Annotated in this window: 19 protein-coding genes and 1 other annotated feature; of the genes, 11 read left to right on the top strand and 8 right to left on the bottom strand. The window is 39.1% G+C overall.

What is annotated here, in order from left to right:
- Positions 1–16 precede the first annotated feature (16 nt).
- Together MHI22_RS10315 and MHI22_RS10310 are read left to right on the top strand one after the other, a co-directional pair.
- Entirely contained in the window at positions 17–520 is a 504-nt protein-coding gene (locus MHI22_RS10315; RefSeq protein WP_340811897.1) for a DUF948 domain-containing protein, read from the top strand.
- 133 nt (positions 521–653) lie between these two features.
- Positions 654–1,145, top strand: a complete 492-nt coding sequence (locus MHI22_RS10310) for a YtxH domain-containing protein (RefSeq protein WP_340811895.1) — start codon at positions 654–656, stop codon at positions 1,143–1,145.
- A gap of 52 nt (positions 1,146–1,197) precedes the next feature.
- On the opposite strand, the gene pilM is transcribed toward MHI22_RS10310, so the two are convergent.
- The gene (pilM, locus tag MHI22_RS10305; protein WP_036118828.1) at positions 1,198–3,351 is read right to left on the bottom strand and encodes a pilus assembly protein PilM; all 2,154 of its coding nucleotides are present in this window, start codon (positions 3,349–3,351) and stop codon (positions 1,198–1,200) included.
- Between the two features lie 174 nt (positions 3,352–3,525).
- Between pilM and MHI22_RS10300 the strand changes: the two genes are divergently transcribed.
- Together MHI22_RS10300 and ccpA are read left to right on the top strand one after the other, a co-directional pair.
- Positions 3,526–4,611, top strand: coding sequence for a bifunctional 3-deoxy-7-phosphoheptulonate synthase/chorismate mutase (locus MHI22_RS10300; RefSeq protein WP_036118830.1), 1,086 nt, complete (start codon positions 3,526–3,528; stop codon positions 4,609–4,611).
- A gap of 174 nt (positions 4,612–4,785) precedes the next feature.
- The gene (gene ccpA / locus MHI22_RS10295; RefSeq protein WP_340811893.1) at positions 4,786–5,790 is read left to right on the top strand and encodes a catabolite control protein A; all 1,005 of its coding nucleotides are present in this window, start codon (positions 4,786–4,788) and stop codon (positions 5,788–5,790) included.
- Between the two features lie 246 nt (positions 5,791–6,036).
- Here the strand turns inward: ccpA and MHI22_RS10290 are convergent, their stop codons facing one another.
- The 3 genes from MHI22_RS10290 to MHI22_RS10280 are packed head-to-tail and all read right to left on the bottom strand — an operon-like array spanning position 6,037 to position 8,501.
- The gene (locus MHI22_RS10290; RefSeq protein ID WP_036118833.1) at positions 6,037–7,197 is read right to left on the bottom strand and encodes an acetoin utilization protein AcuC; all 1,161 of its coding nucleotides are present in this window, start codon (positions 7,195–7,197) and stop codon (positions 6,037–6,039) included.
- On the bottom strand, positions 7,197–7,844 hold the full coding sequence (locus tag MHI22_RS10285; RefSeq protein WP_340811891.1) for an acetoin utilization AcuB family protein: 648 nt from the start codon (positions 7,842–7,844) through the stop codon (positions 7,197–7,199). Before MHI22_RS10285 ends, MHI22_RS10290 begins: the two co-directional genes overlap by 1 nt.
- A 24-nt stretch (positions 7,845–7,868) precedes the next feature.
- On the bottom strand, positions 7,869–8,501 hold the full coding sequence (locus tag MHI22_RS10280; protein WP_036118837.1) for a GNAT family N-acetyltransferase: 633 nt from the start codon (positions 8,499–8,501) through the stop codon (positions 7,869–7,871).
- A gap of 321 nt (positions 8,502–8,822) precedes the next feature.
- Here MHI22_RS10280 and acsA point away from each other — a divergent pair, with 321 nt between their 5' ends.
- From acsA to MHI22_RS10255, 5 genes are all read left to right on the top strand, one after another.
- Positions 8,823–10,550 carry an acetate--CoA ligase gene (gene acsA, locus MHI22_RS10275; RefSeq protein WP_371327990.1) on the top strand — a complete coding sequence of 576 codons (1,728 nt, stop codon included), beginning with the start codon at positions 8,823–8,825 and terminating at the stop codon, positions 10,548–10,550.
- A 235-nt stretch (positions 10,551–10,785) separates the two neighbouring features.
- Entirely contained in the window at positions 10,786–11,820 is a 1,035-nt protein-coding gene (gene argC, locus MHI22_RS10270; protein WP_170829887.1) for an N-acetyl-gamma-glutamyl-phosphate reductase, read from the top strand.
- A gap of 57 nt (positions 11,821–11,877) precedes the next feature.
- A complete protein-coding gene (argJ, locus tag MHI22_RS10265) occupies positions 11,878–13,110 on the top strand; it encodes a bifunctional glutamate N-acetyltransferase/amino-acid acetyltransferase ArgJ (protein WP_340811889.1) in 1,233 nt (410 codons plus the stop codon).
- Positions 13,073–13,858: an acetylglutamate kinase gene (gene argB, locus MHI22_RS10260; protein ID WP_249645898.1), complete on the top strand. Its 786-nt coding sequence runs from the start codon at positions 13,073–13,075 to the stop codon at positions 13,856–13,858. The genes argJ and argB overlap by 38 nt, the downstream gene beginning before the upstream one ends.
- 73 nt (positions 13,859–13,931) lie before the next feature.
- Entirely contained in the window at positions 13,932–15,062 is a 1,131-nt protein-coding gene (locus MHI22_RS10255) for an acetylornithine transaminase (protein ID WP_036118851.1), read from the top strand.
- A 171-nt stretch (positions 15,063–15,233) separates the two neighbouring features.
- On the opposite strand, the gene MHI22_RS10250 is transcribed toward MHI22_RS10255, so the two are convergent.
- Entirely contained in the window at positions 15,234–16,115 is an 882-nt protein-coding gene (locus MHI22_RS10250; RefSeq protein ID WP_340811885.1) for an NAD-dependent epimerase/dehydratase family protein, read from the bottom strand.
- A 124-nt stretch (positions 16,116–16,239) separates the two neighbouring features.
- Positions 16,240–19,248 carry a transglycosylase domain-containing protein gene (locus MHI22_RS10245; protein WP_089934189.1) on the bottom strand — a complete coding sequence of 1,003 codons (3,009 nt, stop codon included), beginning with the start codon at positions 19,246–19,248 and terminating at the stop codon, positions 16,240–16,242.
- 102 nt (positions 19,249–19,350) lie between these two features.
- Positions 19,351–19,559 (top strand) — a binding site (T-box leader).
- An 84-nt stretch (positions 19,560–19,643) separates the two neighbouring features.
- Between MHI22_RS10245 and tyrS the strand changes: the two genes are divergently transcribed.
- Entirely contained in the window at positions 19,644–20,912 is a 1,269-nt protein-coding gene (gene tyrS, locus MHI22_RS10240; protein ID WP_340811883.1) for a tyrosine--tRNA ligase, read from the top strand.
- Positions 20,913–20,969: 57 nt separating this feature from the next.
- Here the strand turns inward: tyrS and MHI22_RS10235 are convergent, their stop codons facing one another.
- Positions 20,970–21,773 carry a cobalamin-binding protein gene (locus MHI22_RS10235; RefSeq protein WP_340811881.1) on the bottom strand — a complete coding sequence of 268 codons (804 nt, stop codon included), beginning with the start codon at positions 21,771–21,773 and terminating at the stop codon, positions 20,970–20,972.
- Positions 21,774–21,917: 144 nt separating this feature from the next.
- A complete protein-coding gene (locus MHI22_RS10230) occupies positions 21,918–23,123 on the bottom strand; it encodes an iron-containing alcohol dehydrogenase (protein ID WP_340811880.1) in 1,206 nt (401 codons plus the stop codon).
- 540 nt (positions 23,124–23,663) lie between these two features.
- Here MHI22_RS10230 and MHI22_RS10225 point away from each other — a divergent pair.
- The gene (locus MHI22_RS10225; protein WP_340811878.1) at positions 23,664–24,212 is read left to right on the top strand and encodes a MarR family winged helix-turn-helix transcriptional regulator; all 549 of its coding nucleotides are present in this window, start codon (positions 23,664–23,666) and stop codon (positions 24,210–24,212) included.
- Positions 24,213–24,257 lie beyond the last annotated feature (45 nt).

The raw sequence follows: 24,257 nt of genomic DNA, 5'->3' as shown, positions 1-24,257 counted from the left end.
AGCAGGAGGTTATCTTATGGAAGTGATTTTGTATATTGCAGCCATTATTGCTGCAATCGGATTTTTAATTTTATGTGTGAGCGTTGGTATGACATTATTTTCGCTCAAGTCCATTTTAAACAGTTTAGCTGGGACATTATCTGGGATTGAAGGACAAATGGAAGGCATTACGCGTGAAACAACGTCCTTATTAACAAAAACAAATAGCTTAGCAGATGATATTCAACATAAATCGGAACAATTAAATTCAGTTGTTCAAGCTGTTAAAGGTATTGGTGATTCCGTTAATGGTTTAAATAATTCTGTACATCAAATCACTTCTTCTGTTTCTAAAAGCGTAGAACAAAACGAAGAAAAAATTGCACAGGTTGTACAATGGAGTAATGTGGCGATGGGTATTGCGGATAAGTGGAAAAAACGCAAAATCATTGAGCAAGAGTCAGTTTCTGAGGATGCCTATGCATTTGAAACGGTACAGGTAGAAGAAAAGCCAAAAAGAAAATGGGGTCGTAAAAAATGATAATTATTCAGTGAGTATTACATGCTGACTGAATAAAAATAAAGTCTTAGACATAAGTTGTAGATGCATCTGTGAAAGTAGATGGACAACCAGTCTAGACAAATTTGATAATAAGATGGGGAGGAATTGTTGTATGACAACTCAAAAGCCAAATTTTAACGAAGTAAAGGAACAACAGCTTGAAAGTTCTTTACCTCAGCTTTATCATTCACAAGACTCGATTTATGAAGAGGAGCGTGTAAACATGAAAGATTTTGTGATTGGCGCATTAGTCGGAGGAATCGTAGGTGCTGCGGCAGGTCTACTGTTAGCCCCAAAATCAGGAAAAGATTTACGTAGTGATGTGGCGGTACAAGCTGTTCAGTTAAAAGATAAGAGTGCAGACTTCTCGACAACTGCAAAAGATAAAACGGTTCAACTTTCTAAACAACTTCAAGAACAATCTACACAATTAGTGGAAAAAGTAAAAACATTGAAAACGGCAAAAGCACCAGCTGTTTTTGATGATGGTACGGTTTCCTTTGAGGGTGAAGAACCGCTAGAGGAATTTATTCCTAGTGAGGAACCTAAAGCTCAAGAAATAAAGGAACAAACAGAAGAGACAAATAAAGAAGTACGCGCATAATGCATAATAAAAAGGGATACGTTACATGATAATGATGTAACGTATCCCTTTTTTAAGTGATGGGTGAAGCTTCTAATAGTATTTCTAGTTGATCGCCACCAAATATTTCTGTATCAAAGCTTGCTGGTTGACCATTTCTTAAAATCGTGAAATTCCCTTTAAATGTACCTGGTAACTGCCAATTAGAGAAACGGAATACATCCTGATAAATCCAACGACTGCGATCCTTTTCTCTAAATTCGATAGTTGCTCCATTCGGCACAGTGGACAGTGGTGATACAACGTTTTGATTGACGAGCGCCTCATTTGCTGTTTTCTTAAGTTCTAAAACTTCCTGTTGGAAATGAATAATGATTTTATCCTCTAGCAAAAGGTTCATTTGGTCTGCTATACGTTGTACGGTTGGTAAAGATGGTTGGTGAAAGCTAATGATATCGCCATCTTGAACCGCATAGCTCATTTTAGCTATTTTTCCATTAATCATTAGCTGTGAAGAGAATTCTGGTAAATACAAAGGTTGACTGTCCACTTGAATAGAATAGGATTCAAATTGTTTGACTAAATTCCAGTTGTTCGTGACTTTAAATACATCTTCAATTGTATCAGCTATATCAAAAACTACTCTATCACGATCATTTAAAATTGTATCAAGTGATGCAGGTGATTGATTGACAGTAATTTTTGGCTCAATCACATATTTGGTTTGTTGTATTGTAATTGTTTTTATCGCTGCATCATCAACAAGATCTCTCACTGTAGCTGTTGCAGTTTGCCCATCTTGCCCTTCAATTAGCTGAATAGCATCACCCGATTTAATCAATGTTTTGGTAGATGCCTGTTGGCCATTGACCAATATTTCTGCTGGTTGCCCATGACCACCTGGGATAAAAATATCTTGTCCATTGACACTGACAGATAGCCCAAGTCCAGGTTTTCCATATAATTGCTTTGCTCGTATATTTGCCGCTAAAAAAGCATCCGCCACAGTCATTTCCTTTAATTCAAAAAGGCGAACCACTTGATTATTAACCGTTAAACTCATATATTGAATCGGCATTTTTTTAGCAGCAATCGCAATTCCAATCGGCGTGACTAACTCAGGTGATGCTTTTATATGTTCTTCCTTTGTAAGGTTTTGAATAGCATCAATACCTCGAACAGCGATACGATTTGCTGGTAAGTCAAGGACTTGTCCAAGTTCTGTAGTCAGATTGGGTGTTAAGCTACCACCACCAACTAACATAACGGCTTTCGGTGCGACACGATTATTGAGTCGTAAGATTTCCTCACCAATAGACTTTGCCAGTTGCTTCACTGCAGGCTCAATTGCTAATAACACCTCATTCTTTGGATAAAACTGATCAAATCCTAGGATATCTTGAATTAATATTTCTTCTGCTGTTTGGAGCTGACGTTTTGCCTCTTCTGCTACAGGGAAGTCTAGTAAATAGTGGTCGCTTAATGCTTCTGTAATTTCGTCGCCAGCTGTTGGCACCATACCATAGGCCACAACTGTACTTTTATCAGTGATCGCGATATCAGATGTTCCTGCCCCTATATCAACAAGTGCCACATTTAAGCGACGCATCGTTGGCGGAATGAGCACATTAATGGCAGCAATAGGTTCTAATGTCAGTGCTTCCATTTCTAAATCTGCCCGTTTAAGAGCAGCAATAAGTGATTCCACAACAACGCGAGGTAGGAAAGTGGCAATCACTTCAATTTGTGCTTCATCACCTTGTTGATCGAGCAGACTGCCGATTTCCTCGCCATCCAAGCGATAATAGAGGACTGAATAGCCTACACAATAATAGTGGCTAATCTTTGCATCCTCCTTTTGTTGTAAAAGTTGTTGCTGTGCTTGTTGAACGGCCTGAAGTTCCAAGCGACTAATATCTTCTTCAGTAAAAATAGGCCGATTACGTATATTAATGGTCACACTAGCTTGTTCAGTTTTCAAAGATCGACCTGCGGCAGCCACACTTACCTTTGTAAGAGGACCATGTTTTTCTTCGAGTTCACGTTTTATTTCATTTATTAAATCTGCCACATACATGACATTATGTATTTGACCATCTACCATGGCACGTTCTTTATGCTCTTTCACTAAAATATCTTCCACATGAAAATGGTCATTTTCTTCTTGTAGAATAATCCCGACCACTGAGCGTGTACCAATATCAAGTGCGAATAATTTAGAACTCAATGTAATCGCTTCCTTTCGCGTCATACTTGAAAAATAATTTAGCGAGTTGAAGCGCTAAATTAAAAATGCGTGACATTCTGAACAACATTGATTATAATAATGCTATTATCTAAAAATGTAACATACATTTCAGAGTTCTGAAAGTGTCTGTCATGAGGAGAGGAGCAAGTAAGCATGAGCCAAAAAGATTTAGAAAGCTTACGTAGTCAAATTGACGGTTTAAACTTAGAAATTCTTCGTCTAATTAACGAACGTGCAGCTGTAGTTGATGAAATCGGTAAGATTAAAGAAAAGCAAGGTGTGAATCGCTATGATCCACTACGTGAAAGACACATGCTCGATCTTATTAAAGAACACAATCAAGGACCATTAAACCAAATGACGGTTGATTATATATTTAAGCAAATCTTTAAAACAGCTTTAAAACAATTAGAAGCTGATAAGAAGAAGGAATTGCTTGTATCTCGTAAAAAGAAATCCGAAGATACAGTTGTTAATATCAATGGTGAATTAATTGGACAAGGGAAGCCATCTTTCGTATTTGGTCCTTGTGCAGTTGAGTCGTATGAGCAAGTAGCAGCTGTTGCCGCTTCTATTAAAGCAAAAGGCGAAAAGTTAATTCGCGGTGGTGCTTATAAACCACGTACTTCTCCATATGACTTCCAAGGTCTTGGGCTAGAAGGACTTAAAATTTTAAAACGTGTGTCAGAGGAATATGGTTTAGGTGTGATTACAGAAATCGTAACACCAGGTCATTTAGAGGAAGCATTAGACTATATAGATGTTATCCAAATTGGTGCACGTAATATGCAAAACTTTGAATTATTAAAGGCAGCAGGTGCAACAAATAAACCTGTCCTATTAAAACGAGGCTTAGCTGCTACAATTGATGAGTTCATTCATGCTGCTGAGTATATTATGTCTAAAGGCAATGAAAACATTATCCTTTGTGAGCGTGGTATTCGTACTTATGAAAAAGCAACACGTAATACATTAGATATTTCAGCTGTACCAATTTTAAAACAAGAAACGCATTTGCCAGTATTCGTAGATGTAACGCATTCAACAGGTCGTCGTGATTTATTATTACCATGTGCTAAAGCAGCCATCGCAATTGGCGCTGATGGCGTTATGGCAGAAGTGCATCCAGATCCATCTGTAGCATTGTCTGATTCACAACAACAAATGGACATTCCAACATTTGACGCATTCTATGAAACACTACAAAAATTCATGAAGAATCATGAAATTCATGCTTAATTGTTAACAGCGAACACCGCTTGCTTACTTCGGCAGGCGGTGTTTGTTATATCGTGACAAAATAATGTCTAGAATAGGACTATTAGTACTTGGTTTTTACGTAGTTCTTCTTGAAAATAATATGAAAATTATCGTATGATAAGGCTATAATAGGAAAAAAGGGAGGCACGTACGATGACTGTTACAATTTATGATGTTGCAAGAGAAGCGAATGTTTCCATGGCAACGGTCTCTCGTGTAGTCAATGGTAATCAAAATGTAAAACCAGCAACACGAAAAAAAGTATTAGAAGTAATTGAGCGATTAGAATACCGTCCAAACGCAGTAGCGCGAGGTTTAGCAAGTAAGAAAACAACAACAGTTGGCGTGATTATCCCAGATATTGCAAACAATGTTTATGCGGAGCTGGCTCGTGGTGTAGAGGATATTGCCACGATGTATCGTTATAATATTATTTTAGCCAACTCAGATCAACATGAAGATAAAGAGTTACAGCTACTGGATACGATGCTTGGAAAACAAGTAGATGGAATTGTTATGATGAGTGATGAGGTCACAGAAAAAATGCAACAAACGATGGATCATTCTCCAGTACCGATTGTGCTAGCTGGCTCGGTTGATGAATCGCAGACAATTGCCACTGTGAATATCGATTATTTCCAAGCGGCCTATGAAGCAATTTCATTACTTATTCAAAATGGACATACACGTATTGGTTTCGTAACTGGTCCACTTTCGTATACAATTAACGGAAAATTCAAGCTAGCAGCCTATAAGAAAGCATTGCAGGATGCTGGTTTACCAATAGATGAGGCATTAATTGCCGCAGAAGAGTCTAGCTATGACATGGGCTTAGAGGCTTGGGAAATATTATCTACTCTCGAACATCCACCAACAGCTTATTTTGCAGGCAGTGATGAGCTGGCAATAGGCTTAATTCATGGCGCACAAGACGCAGGCAAAAATGTTCCAGAGGATATTGAAGTCATCAGCTTTGAGAACTCAAAGCTAGCGCGAATGGTACGCCCACAGCTAACAAGTGTAGCATTACCGCTATATGATATTGGAGCAGTTGCCATGCGCTTGCTGACAAAATTAATGAGCAAGGAGCCTGTCGAGGACGAGGCAGTTATTCTACCCCACCGTATTGAGCATCGACAATCGGTCAAAAGTAAATAATGATTGTAACACGTAAACTTGTGAAGAGTTTGCGTGTTTTTTTATATGGATGGATAGAACTGCAAAAGTGGTGGATAGGACTATAAAAATGAAGGATAGAATTCTAAAAGTAGTGGATAAAACTATAAAAGTGGTGGATAGAACTCCAAAATGATGGAGAATAGAACTATAGAAGCGATGGATTAAATGCGGCGGCCATTATCGCTCCAATGAAAAAGCCTCACGTTGATCGTGAGGCAAAAAAAGTTAATCTCTTTTTTCATTTCGAATAATATGTAGCGCTTTGGCTAACATTTGAGCATTCTTCTCTTCGATTTCAGCTTTTCGAGGAATGGGCTCATATAAAGGAATTGGGTCCTCCCAAGTTGGTATAAAAGGAACAGGTGCTTCTGGCTGCCAGCGATCAAGCCATGCCTGAGGGAGTGATCCTGTTGGACATACTTGATCAGTCATTTCCAACCATAACATGGACCAGGCGCGAGGCACCACTCGCCAAATATCATAGCCACCACCACCAACAGCAATCCATTTCCCCTGACAATACTCATGTGCTAATTGATGGGCGAGCCTTGGAATTTCACGATAAATATTCATCGTTCCGTGTAAATGTGTTAACGGATCAAAAAAATGGGCATCAGCACCATTTTGTGTTAACACAACATCGGGCTTGAAAAATTCAAAGACCTCTCGCATGGACTGTTCATAAATATCTAGGAAACTTTCATCCTCTGTGAAAGCATCCATTGGAAAATTAAACGAGGTTCCATAGCCTTGACCATTGCCGCGCTCTGTGATGTTTCCTGTTCCTGGAAAGAGATAGCGGCCAGTTTCGTGAATAGACAATGTACAAACATTTGGATCCTCATAAAAGCTCCATTGGACACCGTCTCCATGATGAGCATCTGTGTCTACGTAAAGTACACGAGCATTGTATTTTTCCTGCAAGTAACGAATAGCAACCGTACTATCATTGTAAATACAAAATCCTGATGCACGACCACGGAAACCATGATGTAGCCCTCCGCCAAGGTTGAGGGCATGTTCGGCTTTACCTTCCATTACATAATCAACAGCGGTTAACGTTCCACCAACGAGCTGTGCACTTGCTTCATGCATATTGGCAAAAATAGGTGTATCTTCAGTGCCAATACCATAGCTTTCACATTGTGCTTCCGATAATTCACCATGTCCAGCTCTTTTCACGATGTCTATATATTTTGGATCATGTGCAAGCAATAACTCTTCTTCCGTTGCAACACGAGCAGGCACAATATCCACATCATCAAGAGCATTGATATTTTTTAATAAATCCATAGTTAGCGTCAAGCGTTTATGATTGAAAGGATGTGTATCTGAAAATTTATATCCGAGTTGTTCAGGCGAGTAAACGAATACGGCCTTTTTCATTATAATGAAACACCTGGTAAATTGGGCCAGAGAACATCAAAGCCCTCTTTGCGAAGGTCTTCAATCATGGCTAAAGGATTCAGTGTTTTTACTCGGACACTTAAAATTTTATTTTGTGTATTTTCAGAATCATGATAAACTAAGACGCTTTGGACATTGGCATGATGTTGATGAAATATTTTGGTGATTTCAAATAAAACCCCTGGCGTATCTGATACTCGGATTTCGATTTTTGAGCCAGGCTCCGTAGCACCGGTCAGCTCTATATATGTATAGAGTAAGTCTGTTGTTGTCACAATCCCTACTAATTTTCCACCAGAGACAATCGGTAAACAGCCTATTTTCGTTTCATAAAATGTAAGAGCTACCTCTTCAACGAAATCTAGTGGATGACCGATAAGCGGGTCTTTCACCATAATTTCCTCTACTTTTGCATTAAAAACAGGAGAGTGAGGTTCATCCTGTAATGATGACGGTAAGACCTCTTTAATATCTCGTTCAGTAATTACACCTAAAACATGACGTTCCTCATCTATAACTGGTAAATGACGAACTTTTTTTTCACGCATTAGCTTTAGTGCTTCATGCACGGTATTAGTAGGCGCTAATGTGTAAGGCTCATCATTCATAATTTCTTCTACGATCATATACGCATCCCCTTTGTGTTGGTTTTAATACATGAAACGATTTCTAAAACGAAGCCTATCAAATCTTTCCATTGTCTCAGGAGGCACACGTTTTCCTTCACGTGCCATAAGGCAATTTGCTGGATGTGAAGTAATTTCGGGATCATCCGTAGCGAAATATTCAAAGCCGACGGAGCTCATCATTTTCTCCATCATTTTGCGGTAGTCCCAAACATTTAAACCCGTTCCTTTTAAATCCCAATGCCAATAATACTCGGTAGTAATCACCAGATAGTCTTCCATTTCATCTCCCATAAATGAAACGGCTAGCAGAGCCTTACCTGAACCCGTTCCACGATAGTCTGGAATGACTTCAATGGCTCCCAATTCAATCATGTCATCGATTCGATCTTCTGCCCATCGTTCAAGTGGATCAGGATAAAGATAGGTAACATAGCCTACGATAATATCTTCGTTTCGAATAATAATAATACGACCTTCTGGGAGCCCTGCAATTTCGATGATGGCCTGCTGCTGCTGTTTTGGAGGTCTGAAGGCAACCAAGCCCTCATGGAATGAATATGTAGCTAATTTTTCTGGAGGTACAGGTCCTTCCACATACACAGTACCATGCTTAGTTTCCTTTGTGACAGAAAAAAAAGTTTTTTTATGTTCCATAATTACACCACCTGAGTTTAATAATTCCATTATAGCTGATTTCTTGCGGAAAAACGCTTATTTTTGCAAAATATACCTGTATTTTTTGAAAAGTGAAAATATTAAGACAATCCATCAAAATTCGTGTAAAATAAAAATATAATGCTTCTGTTATTTAACAGATGAAAGTAGTGTGATTAAGAATTCTATCATTATTACAGTAGTAAACTGTTATATAACAAAGGCTGTATATCAAATTTGCTTTTACGATTATTTCTACATTTCAACAGGGGGGATTGTTGAAATTTAGACAAATGCAAAAGCAAAGAAAGGGGTAGTTTTATGGGGATGAAAATGAAGGAGAAGCTAATGGCTTTACCTGGTCAACACCATTTAACGAATTACGAAGAAGTAGCAAAGTCTCATAATTGGACGAATACGGAAAAGGCATTTAGCTGGTACGAAACAGGTTTAGTAAATATGGCGTATGAGGCAATTGATCGTCATACAGAAACACAACGTAAAAATAAGGTGGCACTTTATTTTAATGATGGTAAACGAAAAGAGGCTTACTCTTTTAATGAAATGAAGAGATTAACAAATAAAGCGGCAAACGTTTTTAAATCAGCTACTAGCCTGCAAAAGGGTGATCGTTTATTTATTTTTATGCCACGTTCACCTGAGCTTTACTTTTCATTGTTAGGTGCACTGAAAATGGGTGTTATTGTTGGACCATTGTTTGAAGCTTTTATGGAAGGAGCTGTGTATGATCGTCTGGCAGATAGTGAGGCGAAAGTATTAGTCACAACACCAGCGTTGCTTGAACGTGTGCCATTAGCCAAATTGCCTCAGCTAGAACATGTTTTTTTAGTTGGGGAGGATATTGAGGAAACAGCTCAAATTCTAGACTTTAATAAACATTTAAAAGAGGCTTCGGCACGATTTGAAGTGGAGTGGGTTGAGAGAGAAGATGGGATGATTCTTCATTATACTTCAGGTTCAACAGGTGCTCCAAAGGGTGTGTTGCATGTCCATAATGCAATGATTCAGCAATATCAATCAACACAGTGGGTGCTTGATTTACGGGAAGACGATATCTATTGGTGTACAGCCGATCCTGGATGGGTTACTGGAACAGCCTATGGTATTTTTGGGCCTTGGTTAAACGGTGTGACAATGCTAATTGTTGGCGGAAGATTTTCACCGCAAGCATGGTATCAAGCCATTGAGGATTATGGTGTAACAGTTTGGTATAGTGCGCCAACTGCGTTCCGTATGCTCATGGGGGCAGGTAGTGGTTTACTCGAAAGCTATGATTTATCCTCTTTACGACATGTGTTATCTGTCGGTGAGCCTTTGAATCCAGAAGTTATTCGTTGGGGAATGGAGGAATTAGGACATCGTATACATGACACATGGTGGATGACCGAGACAGGAGCTCATATGATTTGTAATTATCCTTCGATGGATATTAAGCCGGGTTCGATGGGGAAACCTCTTCCAGGTATTCATGCAACGATTGTTGATGATGCTGGCAATGAAGTGCCACCCTTTACAATGGGTAATCTAGCTATTCAACGTGGTTGGCCAGCCATGATGCGCCAAATTTGGGGCAACCCAGAGCGCTATGAATCTTATTTCCTAAAAGGACAATGGTATGTATCCGGTGATTCGGCTTATATGGATGATGATGGTTACTTCTGGTTTCAAGGACGTGTGGATGATGTCATCATGACAGCTGGTGAACGTGTAGGACCGTTTGAAGTAGAAAGCAAGCTACTTGAGCATCCAGATGTAATCGAAGCAGGTGTTATCGGGAAGCCAGATCCAGTGCGGGGGGAAATCATTAAAGCCTTTGTATCTTTACGAGAAGGGGTTGAACCTTCTGATGCATTGATTGAAGATATCCGTGATTTTGTTAAGAAAGGTTTATCTGCACATGCAGCACCGCGTGAAATTGAATTTAAGGATAAATTGCCAAAAACACGTAGTGGTAAAATTATGCGTCGTGTATTGAAAGCATGGGAATTAAATTTGCCAACTGGTGATTTATCGACGATGGAAGATTAAACAAGTAAGCTAACAACAATTGATATTTATACAACATATGCATAAAAGGAAGGCAAGGATTCATTCGATGAACGAAAGGATTCTTGCCTTCTTTTTTCTGACTTTACAATGTTACATAAGCATTCTAAAGATGAAGTAAAGTCTACAGAGAAAATATATAATTTTATAAAAATTCAGTTGATTTAATAAATATGCAGACGTATACTATTTTTAACTTATTTCAGAGGTGAGTGCATTGAAAGTAGGTATTGTTGGAGCAACTGGATATGGTGGACTAGAGCTTATTCGATTTTTACATAACCATCCGGCTGTGGATCAGATTGATTTATTTACCTCATCAGAAGAGGGTGTACTTTTTTCTTCAAAATTTGGTCATCTTATTACGATAGTAGATACGCCATTACAAAAAATAGAGTATGACACTTTAGAAAAATTTGATGTTTTGTTTACGAGTACACCATCTGGCGTGACTAGTGAGCTTTTACCGCCATTGATTGGAAAAGGACCAAGATTAATCGATTTATCTGGTGATTATCGCTTAAAAAATCTCGCAAGCTATGAAGCATGGTATGGCAAAAAAGCGGCACCATCCCATAGTGTGCAACAGAGTGTGTATGGCTTAACGGAATGGAATACAGAACTTATCCAGCAAGCAACACTTATTGCTAATCCAGGCTGTTACCCAACAGCGGTTTTGTTATCCTTATTGCCACTTGTAAAGGAGCGGTTGATTGATCCGAGCTTTTTAGTGATTGATGCTAAGAGCGGTATTTCGGGAGCTGGCAATAAGCCATCACAAACGACCCACTTTAGTGAGGCGAATGAGAGCTTTTTAATCTATAAAGTAAATACACATCAGCATATACCAGAAATCGAACAGGCACTTTCCATGTTTGCTCATGTAGATACAACGATTACTTTTAATACGCATTTGGTGCCAATGACACGGGGGATTTTGGCGACATCCTATGCACCTGTTATGCCTGGCATTACAGAGGCACAATTGATCACTTGTTTACAGACAACCTATGAAAAGCATCCATTTGTTCGAGTAGTTACGGATGCAAACGGTTTAGGGACAAATCGTGTGAAAGGATCAAACTATTGTGATATTTTGGTAAAAGTTGATTCCCGTACGAATCGTGCCACGATTGTCAGTGTAATTGACAATCTTGTCAAAGGGGCAGCAGGGCAAGCCATTCAAAATATGAATGTGCAATTTGATTTACCACAAACGACAGGGCTAGATGTTGTACCGTTCTTTATTTAACAGCATGCAGGGAACTGTATGCTTGTCTTATTTTATCCATCAAAGGAGGAATTTCGAATGACAGTCACTACGTTAACAACTGTAATGAAGAAATTATCAAGTAAAAATATCGTTTCACCAAAAGGCTTTAAAGCGGCAGGATTACATTGCGGTTTAAAGCATAAGAAAAAAGACTTAGCACTTTTAGTAAGCGAAGTACCCGCAAGTGTAGCTGGTGTTTTTACAACAAACGCTGTCCAAGCAGCACCATTAAAAGTCACGAAAGAAGTTGTCTATACAACAAAGAAAATGCAAGCAATCGTTGTGAATTCTGGCAATGCGAATGCCTGCACTGGTAAACAAGGGGTTAAGGATGCCCAAACGATGCAGGCGTTAGCTGCTGAAAAGCTAGGAATTGCACCGAATTTGATAGGTGTTTGTTCAACGGGTGTTATTGGCGAAATAATGAAATTGGAGCCAGTTGCTAATGGTATTCAACAGCTAGAGCCAAAGGATAATTTAGAAAGTGCCATTGACTTTGCACAAGCTATTTTGACGACAGATACGGTTATGAAAAACACAAGCTATAGTACAACGGTGGATGGCAAGGAAGTCATTATCGCTGGTGTTGCAAAAGGTTCAGGCATGATCGAACCGAATATGGCAACAATGCTTGGGTTTATTACAACTGATGCCAACATTGAATCTGATGTGTTACAAGCGGCTTTTTCAGCTATTACAAATTTGACATTTAACGCTATTACAGTGGATGGGGATACATCCACTAATGACACAGTGGTTGTATTGGCAAACGGTTTAGCGGGAAATGATACTCTAACGCCTGAGCATCCAGACTGGCAAAATTTTTATTACACGTTGCAAACAGTGGCGGAAGATTTAGCAAAAATGATTGCCAAAGATGGAGAAGGGGCAACAAAGCTCATAGAAGTGGAAGTTGTTGGGGCAATTTCAGATGAAGAGGCACGAAAAATTGCTAAAACTGTCGTGGGTTCACCACTTGTGAAGACGGCCGTTTTTGGCTGTGATGCTAACTGGGGGCGTATTATTGCTGCGGTAGGGTATAGTGGTGCAACTATAGATGCAGATAAAATTACTATAAAAATTGGTGGTGCCACAATGGTTGAAAACGGTGAGCCAATTGCTTTCTCCGAAGATGCGTTAATTCAAATATTAAAAATGCATGAAGTAAAAATCTATGTGTCTCTTGGTCTGGGTGAAGGTAAGGGGCATGCTTGGGGATGTGACTTAACATATGACTACGTCCAAATCAATGCCTCATACCGCTCGTAAACGTATGGTGATTAAGCTTGGAGGCAGTACACTGGAAGGGTTAAATGAAGCTTTCTTTGATAATTTTAAAAGGTTACAAGAAAGTGGGGTAGAACTGATTATCACCCATGGTGGTGGTCCAGCCATTAATCGCGAACTGGCTGCTCGAGGTATACAATCACATACATTAAATGGCATACGTGTTACGAATGAGGCAGCTATGAAAGTTGTCCAATCGACTTTAATCGGTCAAGTGAATCCTGCGCTAGTTCATGAATTAACACATGCAGGTATAGCTGCTCTTGGGTTAAATGGCTTTGATGGTCAATTGATGGTCGCAGACTTTTTAGATCAAGCTATTTATGGCTATGTTGGAGCTATCAAAACCATCAATACATCATTATTGGAAATGTTAATGAGTGGGGGGATTGTTCCAGTTATTGCTTGTGTAGGTGCTAACGAAGCAGGTCAGGCTCTCAATATAAATGGTGATACAGTGGCAAGTGAAATTGCGCTAGCGATAGGGGCAGATAGCTTATTACTCGTAACGGATGTGAGTGGTATTCGTATTCAGGATGAATATCAATCAATAGCTACACCTGCTCTCATCGATCAGTGGACAGAGCAGGGGCATATATACGGAGGAATGATTCCGAAAGTACAAGGGGCTATTGACGGTTTACGTGCAGGTATTCCTTCTGTGCAAATTGTGGGAGAAACATTAATAGGGACAACGATTATCGCTTCGAGTAAACTTCATTCGCCCTAGAGTTCTAATAAGATAATGTGATAAGTATAGTTGTTGAAAGAAGACTATTTCTAATGATAGTGGAGATGATAACATGAGTGCTTTATTTGGGAACTACGGTAAGCGCCGCGCACAAATTGTCAAAGGACATGGGACCGTTGTGGAAGATTCTACAGGGAAACAATATTTAGATTTTACTAGTGGAATTGCTGTAGTGAGCCTTGGTCATGCCCATCCAGCCATTGTGCAGGCACTGCAAGAGCAAAGTGAAAAGCTATGGCATATATCAAACCTTTTTGATATACCGGGTCAGGAGAAGGTAGCACAAAAATTAATCGCCCATACGCACTTTGCTCATGCCTTTTTCTGTAATAGTGGAGCAGAGGCTAATGAGGCGGCTATTAAATTAGCGCGGAAGCATACAGGAAAACATCATATTATTACATTTGAAAAATCCTTTCATGGTCGTACCTTTGGCGCCATGTCTGCAACAGGTCAAGGCAAAGTACATAATGGCTTTGGACCACTCGTAGAAAAGTTTACGATTTTGCCATTCAATGACGTGGCCGCACTTGAAGCAACCATTGATGATTCGGTAGCAGCTATTATGCTGGAAATGATTCAGGGAGAGGGCGGTGTCAATAGCGTATCAGCAGAATTTGCAGCAGCTATTACAAAAGCTTGTGATGACAAAGGGATACTGCTAATTATTGATGAAGTACAAACAGGTATTGGACGAACGGGCACACGCTATGCCTTTGAACAAACGGTATTAAAACCACATATTATGACATTGGCAAAAGGATTAGGCGGTGGTTTCCCTGTTGGCGCCATGCTAGGAACTGCCGAGCTTCATGCGACATTTAGCCCTGGAACACATGGTACAACATTTGGTGGAAACCCTCTTGCAATGAATGTAGCACAAGCTGTTTTGAGCCATGTATTTGAGCCGGAATTTTTACAGCAGGTACGAGAAGTATCGGCTTATTTTGTGGCTCAGCTAAAAGCAAATTTACCTTCTAGCTATACCATTCAGGGACAGGGTCTGTTGTTAGGGATTGGTTGTGGTAATACAGAGGTAGCACCTTATATTGCCGCAGCAGAAGAGCGTGGTCTTTTATTAGTGGGGGCAGGACCAACTGTTATTCGCCTCTTGCCACCATTAACGGTCACAAAGGAAGAGATAGACAAAGCAGTAGCTATTTTAAAGACGATTTTACATTGAACGAATAGAGGATGGGTTATAATTAATTGTCCATGATGAAGGCTAGACATTTTCTTATATAAATAGATAACCCGAACTATTACGAAACACTAGATGAGCGTTTCGTTAAATAGTTTGGGTTTTTCATTGGATAAAATCCTCTTGTACCAGCCGTCTTGTGTTGTTAAAAAGTTATTGGAGCTGTTTTACTAAAGTGCTCACTAATTCGGGTAGCCACTTTTCAAGCTGACTAAATGTAAATCCTGCTTTCTCTGCTTTCTCATTCGACATATACCAGTCTGCAGGAACTCCGTAGGGTGACTGTGATTCCTCATTTCCGCCAATAAGTGAAATTTTTGCACGCTTACCACTTATCTCTTCAATCATAGCTATTAGATCCTTAAGTGATATAGTACCAGACGCAGTAGCGTTGTATGGACCTTCTATAGGAGTAACACCAGTAAAATATAAAAATGCAGCTGCTTCCTCATCTGTAATATAGCTCATTTTTGCATCTATGTTTGGTAGAGTGATCGGTTGATCCTGTAAAATACGTTCAACATGGAAATGTAAACGATGTGTATAGTCATGTTCCCCCATCACAATCGGAAAACGTACAGCGACAACTGGGAACGAAGCCTCTTTAAATAAGACAGCCTCTGCTTGTCGTTTGCCCTCGCCATAAGAAAATTCCTCTTGTTGACCCATGCGAATTTGATACTGTAATGGGTCAAAGTCTTCTTCCTTTTTCATCTTTCCATCTACTTCATAGGTTGAAAGAGTAGAGGTGAAAACCAGTTTTTTAGTTTTCCCCTTTAATAGCTCACAAATTGCTTGTGCCTCGTTGGGAGAATAGCAAATATTATCATAAACAATATCCCATGTAGTATTAGCTAGTGCCTGTGCTAAAGCGTCACGATCATTACGATTGGCCACTAATTGCTTAACATTTGTACCAAAGGGATTACCGCTTTGACCACGTGTTAAAATCGTTACATCATGTCCATTTTGAATACAAAGTTCCACCAGCTTTTTACCAAAAAAACGTGTGCCTCCTAAAACTAATATGTTCATATTTTTCCACCCCTTCAAAATAGTAGTCCTCTTTATAATGACAAAAAAACAGACTTACTACAATTCATAAGTAATGATGTAGTAAGTCTGTTTAGCTAGATTGTTTTATGCTAAGCAACATAGATTAGCGTCTTGTTGTTGATGTGTCAGGAGGGGGGGTGTTGCCATTGTCTCCTCCATTTGAGCCATCTTCCGGGTTTTCAGTTCCATTGCCATTGTTACCAGAGCCCTCGCCGTTATTAGAGCCGTTGCCGTTATTACCAGAGCCGTTGCCATTATTAGAGCCATTCCCATTATTAGAACCATTACCGTTACTACCAGAGCCATTGCCATTTGTAGGTGGCGTTGTTGGTGGAATTGGTTCTTGCTCGTTTTCCTCTGGGTCAGGTTCATTTTCGCTACCACCAGTAGAAACAACATTAGACTGTGGTGATGTTAGACCTGTAATGTCTACAGCGACCACAACATATGCTTGTCCACTAGCAACAGAGATACTTTGTGTTGACTCTAGCACAGACGTTACAAGTGTGTTACCACCATTCGTAACGTTGTAGATACGATAACCAACAACATCATTTGATGACTCTGACCATGATAATGTCGAGCCATTTACTGTAGCTGTTACAGCTGCTGGTGGGCTATCGTCCGCTGGGAAATCAACTGCTGATACAGATGAATTCGACAATGTTGAATTCTTTGGTAATAGACTAGCTGGGTTACCACCAAGTCTTCCTAGCATTCGTTTGATAAATGCTTGATTAATGCCTGCACCACCTGATTTAACAAATTCTGCTGGTGTATTTGGCAGAGCATTATAGGTTTTTCCTTTAATCGTTACAACACTTGAAGATGCTAAGCTATCATCAGGCTGTGACGGTAAAAATACTTTCGCATTAAATAAATCTGAACGTACAAGACCTGCGTTTGCACAAGCGGCAGAAGGTGCCATACCTGAAATACCACAGAATGAAGCAGTCACAACATTTTTAGGCGCCTTAAAGCTTGTCGGCGGATCAATTAATTGAGGGTCTGCATCATAAACAGCATTCATTAAAGTGCCCCATAGCTTATTGACACGAACACTTGGCTGTAAATACGTATTGTTAAATGCATAAAGTGTACGAGGCTGATCGTACCCCATCCAAACACCAAGGGATACATTTGGATTATAGCCAACTAACCAAACATCTTTATACTCTTGAGAAGTCCCTGTTTTTGCAGCGAAATCAGAAGAGAATTTTAACGTATTTCGTGCCATTGTCCCTGTTCCCTTCGTTAGAACATCACGTAACATATCTGTCACGATATAAGATGTTTCGGGACTGAACACTTGGACAGGTTCCACTTCATGTTGATAAACAATATTTCCTTCTTGGTCTTCAATTCGATCAATCATATAAGCATCAATGAATTGTCCACCATTTGCAAAAGTTGCAAAGGCATTTGTGTTTTCTTCAACAGTAGTCCCTTCACTTAAAGCACCGATACCCGTTGCTAAGTTTGTAAAATCATCAGGATGTAATTTTGTGAATCCCATTTTTACTAATAAATCAGCAGGGCGTCTATTAATAATGTCATTATATAAACGGAGCGCTGAAATATTTTGAGAGTCTGCTAATGCCTCACGAGCTGGAATAAGACCTCGTTCATCACTCGTAATATAGTTACTTGGACTCCAGGAACCAATCGAGAATTTCACATCAACGAGTGGGCTACCTGCACCGATTACCCCATATTCTATAGCAGGAGCGTAAACAAGTAATGGTTTCATAGTAGAACCGTTAGAGCGAAAAGCCTGTGTAGCGTGGTTTACTTGTGTTGTTTTAAAGTCTCGACCACCGACAAAGCTTAAAATTTTCCCTGTAGTATTTTCTATTAAAATACTGCCCACTTGTACAGGCATCTCAATATCTATTTCTTCACCAGTGACAGGATCTTTTCCTTTACCAGTATACGTATGACCGTAATACTGGAAGTCCTTCGCGGCCTTTTGCATGGAATCATACATATCTTTATTAATGGTTGAGTAAATACGATAGCCCTTTGAACGAACATCACGATCTGCTAAAATTGTGTATTTATCCTTTAGTTTTTTTTCTGCTTTTAATCGTTCTGGGTCAACCCCATCTTCTTTTGCTAGTTTCTCTGCAATAATTTCTTTTGCACGAGCTTCAAGCTCATATGTTAGCCATGGGTAACGATCCTCCGCACGCATTTCTGGTCCGCGGAAATCTGCCGCTATATCATAATCTAAAGCTTCTTTGTATTGCGCGTCGTCAATATAACCAGCTTCTTTCATACGATATAGTACCGTTTTCATACGATCAATACCCGGCTTTAAAGCTTCTTCACTTTTCAGTTCACCTGTATTCGTAAAAGGTGTGTAGGCAAATGGTGCCTGTGGAATACCAGCTATGTAAGCAGCTTGTGGAAGAGATAATTCTTTAGCTTTCACACCAAAAATCCCTTCAGCGGCTGTTTCAACACCAGCAATATTTCGACCTGAAGAGTTACGACCGTACGGAATAATATTTAAGTAAGCCTCTAATATTTCTTCCTTCGTCATAAAATGTTCTAAACGCATTGCCAGTAAGATTTCCTTAGCTTTACGTTCATAGGATACTTCGTTTGTTAGTACTTGGTTTTTAATAAGCTGTTGAGTAAGGGTAGATCCACCTGTTTGCGTAGCAGAGTTAGTGACATCTTGTAATAAACCACGAACAACCGCCTTTGGTACTATGCCGTTATGATCGCGGAAATATTCGTCTTCTGTTGCTAGAACAGCATTCACAACATCTGGTGCTACATTGCTAAGTGATGTTTCACGGCGATCCAAATCTGTCCGTAACTTCCCAATATAAATATCGTTGGCAAAATAAATTTCACTGGTTTCTTCATAACTAAAAATTTGATTGCGCAACTCTTCTTTTGAGCGTAATGGCTCTTCTTTTACGAGAGAAGCGAAATACCCAGCTCCAACTGATCCGACAAATACAGTGCCCACCAATGCAAAGACTAAAAATAGTAAAAATAAGTTCCAGGTAACACTACCTGAAATACGTAATTTCTTCATCCATTTTTGTTCAAGTAATTCATCGATCTTCGCATTGATTTTTTCAATCCAATCTTTCAATGTATCGACCTCCTAAAATCTTGTCTATTATAGCACATAATGTTTTAGCTCGAACATAGTTATTGACTTTGAAATAGATTCGTATAGAATTATGTTTATAGTTTTCTAGTGATGAAAAGTTTGCAGTAGTATCTATATTCCCTGTTTAGAGAGCCAGTGGTTGGTGAAAACTGGTCATAGTGTAGAGACGAATTACGTGCTTGGAGCTTAGACGTGCGCGCCTGCGATAAAGGCGGTTGAATGAAGTGGAAGATGGATGACATCTTCAAGCCGGGTGGTACCGCGTTAGTTTGTAACTTAACGTCCCTGCATGCAATTATTTGCGTGTAGGGACTTTTTTATTTAAATAAGCCCATACACGTAACGCATTTCAACCATTTTTAGGAGGAATTAATATGACAAACGAATTATTACAAGATTTAGAATGGCGTGGTTTGCTATACCAACAAACAGATGCGGAAGGTATGGCAAAATTATTAGATAATCAATCGGTATCTTTATACTGTGGTGTCGATCCAACAGCAGACTCCATGCATATAGGACATATTGTTCCATTGTTAACACTTCGTCGATTCCAAAAAGCTGGTCACCGTCCAATTTTACTTGTTGGTGGTGCAACAGGGATGATAGGTGATCCATCTGGTCGTTCAGAAGAGCGCCAATTACAAACAGTAGAGCAAATCGATAAAAATGTCCAAGGAATCCGTAGCCAATTAGAACGTATTTTTGATTTTGCAGAAGATGGCAACGGTGCACAGCTTGTGAACAACCGCGACTGGATTGGCAATATCAATACAATTGAATTTTTACGTGATTACGGTAAATTAATTAACGTAAACTACATGTTAGCAAAGGATACGATTGCTTCTCGTCTAGACACAGGGATTTCGTTTACAGAGTTTGCATACACGTTAATCCAAGGTATTGATTACAATCATTTATACAATCACTACAATTGTCGTATACAAGTAGGTGGCTCTGACCAATGGGGTAATATTACAACAGGCTTAGAAGTTATTCGTAAAACACATGAGGAAGAAACGAAAGCATTCGGGATTACGATTCCTTTAGTAACGAAAGCAGACGGCACAAAATTCGGTAAAACAGCAGGTGGTGCTGTATGGTTAGATAGTAAGAAAACATCTCCATATGAGTTCTACCAATTCTGGATCAATGCTGCTGATGCAGATGTGATCAAATACTTAAAAATCTTTACGTTCCTTTCTCGTGAAGAAATTGAAGCATTAGCAGTCTCTGTAGAAGAAGAACCACATTTACGTAAGGCTCAAAAAGCACTTGCAGAAGAAATGACTCGTTTAATTCATGGTCAAGAGGCATTAGAGCAAGCCATTCGTATTACAGCAGCTTTATTCTCAGGGGATTTAAAAGCACTTTCAGCTGAAGAAATGAAGGATGCATTTAAAGATGTTCCTTCTATTGAAATGGCTAAAGAGGCCAAAAATATTGTAGACCTTCTTGTGGAAGCAGGGATCTCATCCTCAAAACGTCAAGCCCGTGAGGACGTATCGAATGGTGCGATTAGTGTAAATGGTGAGAAGGTGACGGACTTAGAATATGTATTCGATGCCAAGGACCGTTTAGAGGATGCATTCAGCATTGTGCGTCGTGGGAAGAAAAAATATCATATGGTGAAGTTCGTTTAATTTCTATAAATGAAAAAGCAACATCCTCTTGTTTTGGGGGATATTGCTTTTTTTCATTTATAAGAAACTTGGAGGTTTTATCTGTTTATATTCTTTAGGATGCAATAGGTTCGCAAGCTTTATGGCACCTTCGATCAGCCGTGGAGAGGGGCGGCAATACAGCCATTCTTCCATTACGTGAAGCTGTTTCATTTGAACGGCATGTAGCTCTTTAGCATGTGGACGTTTTAATAAATTAGCAGGCTGTATACGCTCAAATGCTACACCTACCCAAGCCATCATAATGTAGTCGGGCTTTCGCTCAACGACATCTGCCCAATCCGTTTGAACACTGGCAAGATCTACATCTTGAAATAAATTAACCCCACCTGCAATAGTACTAATTTCCGTAAGCCAGTTTATTTTTCCTGGTGTAAAAATAGGATTGGGCCACCATTCCCAATAAAGAGTAGGTTTCTTTTGGATAGTCTGTGCAATGGAACGCATCTTTTTGATAGAATCCATGTATTGTTCGGCGATGGCCTGTGCATGTTTTTCCACATGACAAGCTCTTCCAAGTGTCAGAAGGTCCTGGGCAATCTCCTCTAGTGAGTTTGCATTAAAAATGATGTGGGGAATATTTCTTTCTTTCAATGCTTCAATATTTCTTTCCATCCCAGGCACACTTAAGGAAGCTAGGACAAGATCAGGCTGTAATGCCTCTAGTGCATCCATATTAATCGATAAATCTGGTCCAAGCTGTGGTAAATCTTTAACCGTAGCTGGCCAATCAGAAAAATCATCGACACCAACGAGCTGGTCTGTCAGCCCTAAATAAGCGACTAATTCTGTATTGCTAGGACAAATTGAAATTAAACGCATATCGTTTTTCTCCTATTCTTTTTAAGAAAAGTATAGCGAGAGTTTCTAGTATAGACAATGTATGTATACTGAACCTATAAAAAAGTGGAGAAAACAAGCGTTTTCTCCATCTATTGTCATGGTAGGCTTATATGAATTCCTCGATTAAGAAAGGACAACCGCTTCGAGTGACTCCTCTTTTTTCGCAAGAGGCCCCATTGCATTAGTAATGATTTGTTTAATATCCTCTAGTGTTGCTTTACGAGGGTTAGTCTCAGCACAAACATCCAACATTGCATTTTTCGCTAAGATTTCGATATCCTCATCTTTTGCACCCAATGCACGGAAGCCGCTAGGAATATTTAAATCTTGTGATAGCTTTTCAATAGCTGTAATAGCCTTTTCAGCGGCATCACGTTTACTTAATCCTTCCACATTCTCTCCTAATAATTCAGCGATACGAGCAAAGCGTTCTGTACGTGCTGTTACATTGTAGCGGCAAACATGTGGCAATAAAATAGCATTGCACACGCCATGTGGTAAATTATAGTAGCCACCTAATTGATGAGCAATCGCATGCACGTAGCCAAGCGATGCATTATTAAAGGCCATTCCTGCTAAAAATTGAGCATACACCATTTGCTCCCGCGCTTCTAAATCAGCACCGTTCGCATAAGCACGCGGTAAAAATTCAGGAACGAGTTGAAGTACCTTTTCAGCACATGCATCTGTAATTGGCGTAGCATTAGTAGAAACAAAGGATTCAATCGCATGTGTTAATGCATCTACGCCAGTAGCCGCAGTTAGAGCCGGTGGTAAGCCAATCATAAGCTCGGGGTCATTAATGGACAATAACGGTGTTACATGTTTGTCAACAATGGCCATTTTCACTTTACGTGCTGTATCTGTAATAATTGTGAATCGAGTCATTTCACTTGCTGTCCCAGCAGTTGTATTGATCGCAATTAATGGCACCAATGGATTTTGTGATTTGTCAACGCCTTCATAGTCATGAATGCGTCCACCATTCGAAGCAATAAGTCCGATACCTTTTGCTGCATCGTGTGCGCTGCCTCCTCCAAGAGAAACAATGGAATCGCAGTTTTCAGCATGATATACTGTTACACCATCTTCAATATTCTGATCTGTTGGATTTGGTTCTGCTTTAGGGAAAATTGCTACATCGATTCCAGCAGCTGTAATGATGTTTGCAATTTGTTCTGAGAGACCTAATTTGTGTAATCCCTCATCTGTTACGATTAATGTCTTTTTCACTTCTAAATCATTTAAGCGTTTACCAACTTCTTGAATTGCTCCAGGTCCAAATAAGTTTGTTTTCGGCATAACAAATTGCTTTAGAACGTCTGACATATTTCCAACCCCTTTTTAAAAATTATTATTGCTTGAATGATGGTGAACCACCTTTCGGAATTCATCGTATTCTATTTTTTGTAAAAGTTCAACTCGTATTTTTATTAAAATTGTTCATTTTATTCATGTTATTATTTCACAAAAAAGTTAAGGTGTTGAAAGGGCGTTTAGAAAGTAGTTTTGTATAAGAATATTGAATTTAATGTGGTTTGAAAAATATTTTACTATGAAAGTAAAATATATTTTTTAGAAAATGGTTCTATTTTTATGAGTAGTTGAATAGTAAATAACTGATATTTTGTTTTTATTATTAAGGTAGTGATTATGTTATTTTGAAACGGTGTAATTACTATTTTAAAGTACATAAGATTGTCATCATATGAGAGGGGAATAATTATTGTTCGTTATAATGAAATACGTCTGCGCTAAAAAATAGTGGCTTTATTTTGAAGAAATTTGTGGAAATAAAAGTTCTTGCATTAGATTAATTTTATAGTTAGAATGGTTAATAGTTAGATAATCTAATTAAAAGGTGATTCAATGACAAAACTTAAGAAAACGTACACAAATGAAGATGATTTACCAGTGTTAGGGGTAGAGCCATATATTGAACTGATTCAGGCGTCCTCTTCAAGTGAGACAAATCAAGAAGATGCAAAATTGGGATTAATGTTGTTATGGTTAAGTGATCATGTTTTAGATGTAACAGACAATGAGTTAGCTCCTTTTGGAATTACAGAAAGTAAATTGGACTTATTACTATTGCTGACACTACATGAAGAGAGACGTGCGACTCCGTCTGCTTTAGCTAAACGATTGGGAATTACGAGGGCATCAGCAACATCAATGCTGGATTGGCTAGAAAAGAGAAATCTTGTTGTACGGAATCATAGTAAAGAAGATCGGAGGAAGATCTATGTAAGTTTAACTGATGAAGGGCATACTTTTATCGCTGAGGTTTTACCGACTTATTGGTCGTCATGTGCTTCTAATTTAATCGATTTGGAACCTGATGAACGAAAAGTATTCGAGAAATTAGTGAGTAAATTATTAAAATCTATACAAAGAAAACTAAAGGTGGAACGTTAAACTGTAGCTATATTGATACAGTTTAATTTTTAGTTGTTTAATTAG

The organism is Lysinibacillus sp. FSL L8-0312, from assembly GCF_038003285.1.
GTDB classification, from domain to species: domain Bacteria; phylum Bacillota; class Bacilli; order Bacillales_A; family Planococcaceae; genus Lysinibacillus; species Lysinibacillus fusiformis_D.
This window is presented reverse-complemented; position numbering and strand designations above follow the sequence as displayed.